10 protein-coding genes are annotated in these 10,255 nt (G+C 62.1%); 5 read left to right on the top strand and 5 right to left on the bottom strand.

Annotated elements, in window-relative coordinates; translation table 11 throughout:
* The first annotated feature begins 4 nt into the window (after positions 1-4).
* Positions 5-817, top strand: coding sequence for an alpha/beta fold hydrolase (locus J3Q04_RS16760; protein WP_434610463.1), 813 nt, complete (start codon positions 5-7; stop codon positions 815-817).
* A 48-nt stretch (positions 818-865) separates the two neighbouring features.
* On the opposite strand, the gene dsbG is transcribed toward J3Q04_RS16760, so the two are convergent.
* The 4 genes from dsbG to J3Q04_RS16740 form a co-directional block, all read right to left on the bottom strand.
* Positions 866-1,633 carry a thiol:disulfide interchange protein DsbG gene (gene dsbG, locus J3Q04_RS16755; RefSeq protein WP_434610466.1) on the bottom strand — a complete coding sequence of 256 codons (768 nt, stop codon included), beginning with the start codon at positions 1,631-1,633 and terminating at the stop codon, positions 866-868.
* The gene (locus tag J3Q04_RS16750; protein ID WP_434610468.1) at positions 1,609-2,478 is read right to left on the bottom strand and encodes a TlpA family protein disulfide reductase; all 870 of its coding nucleotides are present in this window, start codon (positions 2,476-2,478) and stop codon (positions 1,609-1,611) included. Before J3Q04_RS16750 ends, dsbG begins: the two co-directional genes overlap by 25 nt.
* Positions 2,478-4,205: a protein-disulfide reductase DsbD gene (gene dsbD, locus J3Q04_RS16745; protein WP_434610470.1), complete on the bottom strand. Its 1,728-nt coding sequence runs from the start codon at positions 4,203-4,205 to the stop codon at positions 2,478-2,480. The genes J3Q04_RS16750 and dsbD overlap by 1 nt, the downstream gene beginning before the upstream one ends.
* A gap of 103 nt (positions 4,206-4,308) precedes the next feature.
* Complete coding sequence (locus J3Q04_RS16740) at positions 4,309-5,247, bottom strand: sel1 repeat family protein (RefSeq protein ID WP_420764757.1); 939 nt, start codon at positions 5,245-5,247, stop codon at positions 4,309-4,311.
* A gap of 212 nt (positions 5,248-5,459) precedes the next feature.
* On the opposite strand from J3Q04_RS16740, the gene J3Q04_RS16735 reads away from it, so the two are divergent.
* The 4 genes from J3Q04_RS16735 (at position 5,460) to J3Q04_RS16720 (ending at position 9,314) form a co-directional block, all read left to right on the top strand.
* The gene (locus J3Q04_RS16735) at positions 5,460-6,140 is read left to right on the top strand and encodes a response regulator (RefSeq protein WP_420764756.1); all 681 of its coding nucleotides are present in this window, start codon (positions 5,460-5,462) and stop codon (positions 6,138-6,140) included.
* Positions 6,140-7,471 carry an ATP-binding protein gene (locus J3Q04_RS16730; RefSeq protein ID WP_434610473.1) on the top strand — a complete coding sequence of 444 codons (1,332 nt, stop codon included), beginning with the start codon at positions 6,140-6,142 and terminating at the stop codon, positions 7,469-7,471. Before J3Q04_RS16735 ends, J3Q04_RS16730 begins: the two co-directional genes overlap by 1 nt.
* A 122-nt stretch (positions 7,472-7,593) precedes the next feature.
* Positions 7,594-9,003 carry an aspartate aminotransferase family protein gene (locus tag J3Q04_RS16725; protein WP_434610475.1) on the top strand — a complete coding sequence of 470 codons (1,410 nt, stop codon included), beginning with the start codon at positions 7,594-7,596 and terminating at the stop codon, positions 9,001-9,003.
* Between the two features lie 83 nt (positions 9,004-9,086).
* The gene (locus J3Q04_RS16720) at positions 9,087-9,314 is read left to right on the top strand and encodes an MbtH family protein (protein ID WP_434610477.1); all 228 of its coding nucleotides are present in this window, start codon (positions 9,087-9,089) and stop codon (positions 9,312-9,314) included.
* A 121-nt stretch (positions 9,315-9,435) separates the two neighbouring features.
* Here J3Q04_RS16720 and ppsR read toward each other — a convergent pair whose 3' ends face one another.
* Positions 9,436-10,254, bottom strand: a complete 819-nt coding sequence (gene ppsR, locus J3Q04_RS16715; protein ID WP_420764752.1) for a posphoenolpyruvate synthetase regulatory kinase/phosphorylase PpsR — start codon at positions 10,252-10,254, stop codon at positions 9,436-9,438.
* Between the last annotated feature and the right edge of the window lies 1 nt (position 10,255).

The raw sequence follows: 10,255 nt of genomic DNA, 5'->3' as shown, positions 1-10,255 counted from the left end.
ACCGATGCCCTTTGCAACGATTGACGGACAACCGCTCCATTACCTGGACCAGGGCCAAGGCCCGGTAGTGGTGCTGGGTAGCAGCTATTTGTGGGACCAGAGCATGTGGGCGCCACAGGTCGATGCCCTGTCGAAACACTATCGGGTCATCGTCCCGGAGCTATGGGGCCACGGGCAATCCGGACGACTTCCCGAGGGCATGACCTCACTGGACGACCTGTCCCGCCAGACACTGGCGTTGATGGATCACCTGGATATCGACTGCTTCAACCTGGTCGGCCTGTCGGTGGGCGGAATGTGGGGAGCGCGGTTGGCGCTGGCAGCGCCTAAGCGAGTGAGTTCGCTGGTGTTGATGGACACCTACGTCGGGGTAGAGCCGGAACCGACCCGCCAGTATTATTTTTCACTGTTCGACAAGATCGAGGCCAGTGGCAGCGTGCCCGAGCCGCTGCTGGATATCATCGTGCCGATTTTCTTCCGGCCGGGCATCGATCCGCGGTCGGCGCTCTACCAGCAGTTCCGTGCCACCTTGGCCGCGCTGCCAACGGATCGCCTGAGGGACAGTATCGTGCCGTTGGGGCGGATCATTTTTGGTCGGGACGACATCCTGTCGCGCCTGCCTGAACTGGATGCCAGGCGCACGCTGGTGATGTGTGGCGACCAGGACAAGCCGCGGCCACCGTCCGAGGCCCGGGAAATGGCCGAGCTGATCGGCTGCGAACACATGCTGATTGCGCAGGCGGGGCATATATCCAACCTGGAGAATCCGGAATGTGTGACTGAAGCGTTGTTGGGATTTCTGAAACGGATGCACTGACTTTGTGGCGAGGGGATAAATCCCCTCGCCACAGTTCAGTGTTCCGGATCACTTAGGCCCGAGAATCTCCACCAGTTTGTCCGACGACGGCGCGCCTTTCTGCTGTTGCAGTTCGCCCTGGTCATCGAGGTAGAAAATAGCTGGCGTGGAGGACAGCTCCAACTCGTCCATCAATTGCTGATTGGCGTCCAGTTTCGCCTGGATGGCCGGTGGTATTTCCTTGAGCGGCTTGAGGGAGCTGCCCTTGCCGGCTTTCTCATGGTCGGCCAGCGCCTTTTCTGGCGCCTTGGCCGCGAGCAGGGCGGCCGATTTGCCGGGGCTGTCTTCGCGGATGATGCCCACCATGATGTGGCGCAACTGCACCTTGCCGGCCTTGACCCACGGCCGGGCCTGTTCCCAGAACATGTTGCAATACGGGCAATTGGGGTCACTGAACAGGTACACGGTGCGCGGTGCGTCCTTGCTGCCGTCGGCGATCCAGTTGCTGGCCTCCATTTTCGCCCAGATTTCCTTGGCCATCGGGGCATAGACCAGTTTTTGCAGCGGTTCGGCGCTCAAGTCCTTGCCGTCGGCGTCGTACAGGTTGCCCAGCAGGACGTGTTTGCCGTCCGGCGTCAGGTACAGCGCCATCCCACGGTTCTGGTATTGCGCCGCGTAGCCGCGCAGGCCGTCCGGTGCTTGGAAGGTGCCGACGATTTTCGCGCCCTTGGCTTCGATCTTCTTGATGGCCGCTGGCAATTCTTCGGCGTGAAGCAGCGGTGCCTGCAGCAACGCGCCGGCGAAAGCCAGGGTCAGCAGGTGGTGGAGGCGGGGCATGGCAGTTTCCTTGTAGAAGGTGGGATCGCCGAGGTTGGACCCGGCGTTTCGAAATTTTCCAGGGCGCGGGCCAGGCTGGCTTCCGACAGTTCACCCAGGTGACTGCCGAGCAGGCGGCCATCGGCGCCGTAGAACAGGGTCGTCGGCAAGGCCATTGACCCGACGGCCTGGGCGAGACGGCCACTGCCGTCGAACAGCACGTTGTGCAGGCTCAGGCCCTGGGTGGCGAGGTAAGTGCTGACGCTATGCATGCTTTCGGCCTGATTGACGAACAGGAAAGTCAAGTCCGGGCGTTCCAGTTGAGCGGCTTCCAGCACCGGCATTTCGCGACGGCAGGGCGGGCACCAGGTGGCCCACAGATTGACCACCAGAGGCCCGCCCTGATAGTCGGTAAGTTTCACCGTTTGGCCGTCGGCGTTGCGCAGCTCGATCTCCGGCAACCGCGTGCCTTGGTCATAGATGGTCAATGACATTGTCGCCACCAGCCAGAACAGCAGGCCGCTGCCCACACCAAAGCCCAATGGCCGGCGCAGGGTCGGTCGGCGCCGCGCCCACAGCAGCGCCGCGGCCAACAGCACCAATATCCCCGGCCATGCAAGGAAACCGCCATCGCGCAGATCGACGATCTGCCAGAGGTCGTCCCGATAATGGTTCCAGTACGCCACGACAAAACCTGTTCGTGCGGCGAGCAGCCCGAGGAGAAACAGCACGAACAGCACCGACTCGGGGTTCTCGCCCCCGCGCTTGGCCACTCGCCAGCCGACGAACGTCGCCAATGCCAGCGCGCTGATCAACAGGAGGTGATGGATAGCGATGGCAAAGGTGCCCAGGGTAAAGGTCAGCATCAGCCTGCATCCCGGGTCAGGTTCCAACGCTCCAGGAAGCCTTTGGCATCGATCTCGCCCGTGATGCGCTGGCCACGGCGTTCTTCTGCGTCGGGCCCGATCCACAGCAGGCTGGGCGGGCCCGGCACCTGGTAGCGCTGGAGCAGCGCTCGGCTGGCGGCGTTGTCGGCAGTGACGTCCAGGCGCAGCAGGCGCACGTCGCTAAGCGCGGCCATGACTTCGGCGCGGCCAAACACCTGTTTCTCGATGATTTTGCACGACACGCACCAATCGGCGTAGTAGTCCAGCAGGACCCATTGGCCCTGGGCCTTGGCGCTGTCCAATTCCCGTTGCAGGGCGGCGGGCTCGCTGACGGTGATGAAGGCGTCGTGGGCCTGGGCAGTCGCATTGCCCTGGGCACCGCTGTAGACCTCCAGCGGCTTGAACAGATCGTCGCTGCCTCCCGCCGCCCCGACCACCAGCAGGCTTCCCCACAACCCGAACAGCAGCGATACGCTGCCCCACAGATAGGGCGCGCGACCGAACCCCTGGGTCTGGCGCCAGGCGCAGTAAGCGGCAATCAGCAGCAGAGCGCCCCAAAGGCCGATCCACAGCGAGCCGTCGATGACCGGGCGGATCATCAGCGACGCGGTACCCAGGAACAGGAAGCCGAATACGCCCTTGAGCAGGTTCATCCAGGCGCCTGGCTTGGGCAGGAAACGATTGCCGACGGTCACCAGCAACAACAGCGGCAGGCCCATGCCGACACCCATGGTGAACAGGATCAGGCCGCCATGCAGCGCGTTGCCGCTCTGGGCGATGTACAACAGCGCGCCGGCCAGCGGCGCAGTCATGCACGGCCCTACCAACAGACCGGACAGGGCTCCCAGAACGCCGGCACCCACCAGGCTGCCACCGCGGCGCTGGCGGCCGGCGTTTTCCAAGCGATCGCGCAGGGCGGCTGGGAGTTGCAGTTCGAAAAAGCCAAACATCGGCAGTGCCAATACAACGAAGATGGCCGCGAAGGTGCCCAGCAACCACGGCTGTTGCAGCAATGCCTGCAGATTGGCTCCCAACAGCGCGGCAAGCACGCCCATGGCGGCGTACACCATCGCCATGCTGATCACGTAGCTGCCGGCCAACGCCAGGCCGCGCCGGGGCCCGGCGCCGCTACCCACCACCAATCCCGCCAGGATTGGCAGCATCGGCAGCGAACAAGGGGTAAACGCCAGCAACAGCCCAAGGCCGAAGAACACCAGCAGGCTCCAGCCCAGCGCGCGCTGCTGCAAGCCGTTGGCCAGCGCCTGGTCTTGCGCCTCGCCAGTGCTTGCCACCGGTGCGGCGCCGCCCAGATCTACGATTTGGGTCTGGGGCGGATAGCACAGGCCCGCATCGGCGCAGCCCTGGAAACCGACCTTGACCTTGCCGGTAGCCCCGGCGGGAATCTTCAGCTCCAATGCCTGGCGGTAGACTTGCTGGTCGCCGAAGAACTCGTCGCTGTGGGCTTCGCCCTCGGGCAGCTTCGGTTTCTGCGCTTCGGCCAGGCCATCGAACTTGAGCCGCTGCTGATACAGGTAATACCCGTCGGCGATCTGCCAGAACAACTGGGTTTCACCGGAGTCCAGGCGTTCGGAAGTAAAGACGAATGCCTTTTCCACCGGCAGGAAGTCGGGCTTGGTTTCGAAGGGATTGGCGGCCTGGGCCAGGCCCGAGATCAGAAACAGCCACAGCAAAAACAATCGACGCATGGGGTAGAGCCTTAGAACCAGGAGAGTGAGGCGCACAGTGGCGGCTGGCGATTAACCTTAAGTTAACGCCAGCCTACAAACGTGCCGGCACCCGTCGGGCCAATCAAAATTCCTGATAGGTTAACCGGTATTCGGACATCGGGGGATGGCTCAGTTTCCACGCTTGGGCCTGTTGCTTGGCGTCGGTGATTTCTTGCGCGGTCAATTGCGCTTCGAGGTGGGCGAGATTTTTGACAGTATCAGCGTGGCGCTTGAATTGGCGCGTTGTATCACTGACCAGCCAGAGCAGAGCGTAGGCTTTGACAAGGTCTTTTTCGTAGCCGTATTCCTGTTCATCCTCGTCCATGTCGTATTCCGTCGAGATCGCAAAGGCGTAGTCCAGCAAGGCATTGACATCATTGAGCTGAAGCCTCTTTTCCAACCAGGCACGTCTGGTTGTCTTATCGCGTACTGTTAACAGTCTGGGGTACCACGCCATGGCTTTGGGCAAGCCCGCAATCGCGGCCTCCAGCAGGAGTCTCGTCTGTTCAGCCGTTGGGGTGAGGCCGGAGGGGACAAGTTTTTCATCCCTTCCATACAAGTAAGCCAGGATACATTTGGCCTCGGAGGAACCGGCTCGCTCGGATTTTCTCAACGACTCGATGTCCCCCGTCAATTCGTAAAGCTGTAGCAGGCGCTCAGCCGGGTCTGCGTTGGCTTCAGCCAATGCCTTGGCCTTGGCCAACGACGTTTCGTCCGCCAGTCGCAGCAGGGCGTAGAAATGATCTTGACCAGCAGCCTTTTGGTACCAGTTTCGCGCCTCTTCGGTCATGTTTCCGGCGTCACGCCTCAGCACCTCCGCCAAGGCATATTGCGCTTCTTTGTTGCCATCCGTGGCAGCTATCAATAGATGGAGTTTCGCCCTGTTGAATTCTCCCAGGTTGTATAACTCCAGGCCCTCGTTTGTCGCCATTGTTCGTTGCTTTTTTACATGGTCGACCAGGTTTTGGATCGCGGTGACAAAGTCGGCGTAACTGAGCAGCGCGTTCGTATGCGTATACATGTTGGGATACCTGCTTCAATAAGGAAAATATGTGTCCAGCGGGTACCAAAGTAAAAGCGACGGTCCATTCGGGTGCGGTATATATGTATGGCGATGGGTTCGAATGTTTCCAACGGTTACTGGTATGCCTCGCACCCACGGCTTTGCGGGCTGCCATAATTGCGCCTTAATGTTCACTTGGTTCAATCGCGGCTTTTGCCCATGGAGCGTTCATGCACGTATTGGTATGCGAAGATGATGCGCTGATTGCCAGCGGCATCGTGGCCGGGCTCACGGCTCAAGGCCTGACGGTCGAGCACGTCGCCACGGCATCGGCGGCGCGGGCCATGGTCGGCGTGGCGACGTTCGATGTCATGGTGCTGGACCTCGGCTTGCCCGATGAAGATGGCCTCAAGCTGCTCAAGCAATTGCGCCAGCAGGGCCTGGAAATCCCGGTGCTGATCCTGACCGCGAGGGACTCGGTGACCGACCGTGTCGACGGCTTGCAGGCCGGCGCCGATGACTATCTGCTCAAGCCCTTCGACCTGCGCGAGCTGGCGGCGCGCCTGCATACGTTGTTGCGGCGCGTTGCCGGGCGCAGCGTCAACCTGATCGAACATGGTCGCCTGACGTATGACCCCAGCAGCCGGGAAACCACCCTGGACGGCCAGCCGGTTGACCTCTCCCGGCGCGAGCAGGCGCTATTGCAGGCGTTGTTGCACAGCCGTGGCCGGGTGCTCTCCACCGAGCAACTCAAGGACAGCGTCTACGGCTTCAATGACGAGCTGGAAAGCAATGCGCTCAACGTCCATATCCACCACCTGCGACGCAAACTGGGCAATGGCGTTGTCGAGACGGTGCGCGGGCTGGGCTATCGCCTGGGGCCGGCCGACGGCGGGGAATCTTCCAAGTGATGAGCCTGCGATTGCGCTTGAGCCTGACCCTGGGCGCGGCATTTGCCCTGATCTGGGCCTTGGCGGCGGCGTGGATGCTCAGCGACCTGCGCAATCAGATGATGTTTTCTCTCGATCAGCGCCTGGTCGCCTCGGCACAGATGGTCGCCGGGCTGCTGGAGCAATTGCCGCCGGTGCCCAGCAAGGGGGAGGGTACGCATTTCAGCGCCGAACAACTGAGCGTCCCGGGGGGCATGGCTTGTCAGGTTACCTCGTTGCGGGGCGAAATCCTGGCACGCAGCCACGACACCCCGGGACAACCGCTGGAAGCCGAGAAGATGGGCTTTCATGACCAGATGATCGATGGCGCGCCGTGGCGCAGCTTCACCCTGGCCCGTGGCGACTTGCGTATCACCACCGCCGACCGCCAGATTGAACGCGAAGCCTTGAACATGTCGGTGCTGTTGGCGGCGTCGGTGCCGGTCGGCGTGGCGTTGCTCGGTTGCCTGTGCCTGTTGTGGCTAGGCGTCGGCCAGGGCTTGGCGCCGCTCAATCGCATGCGCGATGCGTTGACGCGGCGTAACGCGGACTCCCTGGAGCCGTTGCAGATCCAGCCGTTGCCCAGCGAGTTGCAACCCTTGCTGGAAACCCAGAACCAGCTGCTGCTGCGCATCGGCAAGGCCATCGAACGTGAGCGCCGCCTGACCGGTGACGCGGCCCATGAATTGCGCAGCCCCTTGACCGCCATCAAGACGCACCTGCAGGTGGCGCGCATGACCGACGGCGCCGCTCGCGACCAGTCCCTGGCGCGGGCGGAGGAGGGCGCCGATCGGTTGCACCGTACCCTGGAACAATTGTTGTTGCTGGCCCGGGTCGAGGGCAGCCTGTCGTTCGACGACGGTGTGCAATGCAATGCCGCGCAAGTCGCGCGGCTGGCTATCCAGGACGCGGCCAATGGCGCTCCCCAGCGAATCAGGCTGCATGTCTCGCCGCAATTGTCCGATGCGCCGGTCCAGATGCCGGCGGTCTTGTCCATAGCCGCGCTGCGCAATCTGTTGGACAACGCCTTGCGCCATACCCCGGACGATACTGACGTCGAGCTGAACCTGGAAATGGTGGGCCAGCGCGTGCGTTTCCAGGTACGCGACCACGGGCCCGGCATTGCCGCCGACGATGTCCAGCACCTGACGCAGCGCTTCTGGCGCACTGGGCAGAGCGAAGGTTGCGGGTTGGGGCTGGCGATCGTCCAGGCCATCGTTCAGCGATGCGGCTGCGGCTTGCAGTTCGATAGCCGCCCGGACGGGCTGCGGGTCGAGCTGACCGTGCCGCTGCAAGCCTCTTTGACTCAGTAGATAGCCCGAGGCAGTAAATCCGTGCCTCGCTGATGCGTTCCCACAACAGGAAACCTGCATGTGCGCTGCGAATGCGCACCTGCCCGGTGCGCCGTTTGGTCACTCATTGCGGGGTCGAGAACATGTCAGTCACAAGTCCTATCGAAGCGTCGACAGTACGAGGCGGCTCCACGCCGGTCGAGACGCTTTACCAATTCGACGAATCACCGTTGCTGGCGCGCCAGAACCGCCAGGAATCCAATGCACGCAGTTATCCCCGACGCATACCCCTGGCGCTCAAGCGCGCCAAGGGGCTGTACGTCGAAGACGTCGAGGGCCGTACTTTCATCGATTGCCTGGCTGGCGCCGGCACGCTGGCGCTCGGGCACAACCACCCGGTGGTGATCGAGGCGATCCGGCAAGTGCTTGCCGATGAACTGCCCCTGCATACCCTGGACCTGACCACGCCGGTGAAGGACCGCTTTGTCCAGGATCTGTTCGGCCTGTTGCCGGCAGCCCTGGTCGCCGAGGCGAAGATCCAGTTCTGCGGCCCCACCGGCACCGACGCCGTAGAAGCGGCGCTCAAGCTGGTACGTACCGCGACGGGGCGTAGCACGGTGCTGTCGTTCCAGGGCGGCTATCACGGAATGAGCCAGGGTGCGTTGAGCCTGATGGGCAACCTGGGGCCGAAGAAGCCCTTGGGCGCCTTGCTCAGCAACGGCGTGCAGTTCATGCCGTATCCCTACGATTACCGCTGCCCGTTCGGTTTGGGTGGCGCGGAAGGCGTCAAGGCCAACCTGCATTATCTGCAAAACCTGCTGAACGATCCGGAGGCCGGCGTGCAATTGCCAGCGGCCGTCATCGTCGAAGTGGTGCAGGGCGAGGGCGGCGTCGTACCGGCCGACCTCGACTGGCTGCGTGGCTTGCGGCGGATCACCGAGCAGGCCGGGGTGGCGTTGATTGTCGATGAAATCCAGAGTGGCTTCGGCCGGACCGGCAAGATGTTCGCCTTCGAGCATGCCGGAATCGTCCCGGACGTGGTCGTGCTGTCCAAGGCCATCGGCGGCAGCCTGCCGCTGGCGGTCGTGGTGTATCGCGACTGGCTCGACACCTGGGCGCCGGGCGCCCATGCCGGCACGTTCCGGGGCAACCAGATGGCCATGGCAGCCGGTTGCGCTGTGATGCGTTATCTGGTGGAACACGACCTGCCGGCCCACGCCACCGCCATGGGCGAGCGCTTGAGCGAGCATTTGCTAATCCTGCAACGGGATTTCCCGCAGATGGGCGATATTCGCGGTCGCGGCCTGATGCTCGGCGTCGAGTTGGTCGACCCTGCGGGCGTGCCGGACACCCAAGGTCACCCACCGGTGCATGCGCGTCTGGCGCCACGCTTGCAGCGCGAGTGCCTCAAGCGTGGGCTGATCCTGGAATTGGGCGGCCGACAGGGCGGCGTGGTGCGGTTCCTGCCGCCATTGATTATCACGGCGACGGAAATCGATCGGGTCGCCGACATTTTCCGGCGCGCCCTGGAAGCCGCCGTGGCCGATGCCTAATTTTCCCTCGGCCCGGTACGTTCCTTTCATACCTTGGCTGCGCCCGTGGCGCGGCGAACCTTGAGCAATGACGGAGAAACACCATGACTTCAGTATTCGATCGCGAGGACATCCTCTTCCAGGTCGTGGTCAACCACGAAGAACAATATTCGATCTGGCCGGACTACAAAGCCATCCCGGAAGGCTGGCGTACGGTCGGCAAAAGCGGCTTCAAGAAGGAATGCCTGGCGTATATCGAAGAGGTCTGGACCGACATGCGCCCGTTGAGTTTGCGCAAGAAGATGGACGAGCAGGCGGCATTAGCGCAGTAGACCGCGGACACATGTGGGAGCGAGCCTGCTCGCGATGCAGGCAACTGGGTCTTTCAGTCAGACCAAGGTGATGCTATCGCGAGCAGGCTCGCTCCCGCAGGGCTTTGTGGTGTTGCGGGTTTTATTTGAACCGCCGCTCCACGCCTTTCTCCACCAGGATCTTCGCCGATATCTCTTCCACGGAAAAATGCGTGGAGTTGATATGGGGAATGTTCTCCCGCCGGAACAGGTTTTCCACTTCGCGCACTTCGAACTCACACTGGGCGTAGCTCGAATAGCGGCTGTTGGGCTTGCGTTCGTTGCGGATCGCGGTGAGGCGGTCCGGGTCGATGGTCAGGCCGAACAGTTTGTGCTGGTGGGCGCGCAACGCATTGGGCAGTTGCAGGCGCTCCATGTCGTCTTCGGTCAACGGATAGTTGGCCGCGCGGATGCCGAACTGCATCGCCATGTACAGACACGTCGGCGTCTTACCACACCGCGACACACCCACTAGGATCAGGTCGGCCTTGTCGTAATAATGCGTGCGGGCGCCGTCATCGTTGTCCAGCGCAAAGTTGACCGCCTCGATCCGCTCCATGTAGTTGGAGTTGTGACCAATGGAATGGGACTTGCCGACCGAATAGGAAGAATGTTCGCTCAGTTCCTGTTCCAGGGGCGCCAGGAACGTGGAAAAAATGTCGATCATGAAACCATTGGACGTTGCGAGAATCTCACGGATGTCCTGATTGACGATGGTGTCGAAGATAATCGGGCGAAAACCGTCGTTTTCGGCGGCTTTATTGATTTGCTGTACCATGGCCCGCGCCTTGTCGACGCTGTCTATGTAGGGGCGTGTCAGCTTGGTGAAGGTAATGTTTTCGAACTGCGCCAACAGGCTCTGGCCCAGCGTTTCGGCCGTGATGCCGGTGCCGTCGGAGATAAAGAAAGCAGATCGTTTCATT

This window comes from Pseudomonas sp. D4-21 (genome assembly GCF_051132125.1).
Lineage (GTDB): Bacteria > Pseudomonadota > Gammaproteobacteria > Pseudomonadales > Pseudomonadaceae > Aquipseudomonas.
The sequence above is the reverse complement of the archived record's forward strand: the minus strand, read 5'-3'. Positions and strand labels throughout refer to the sequence as shown.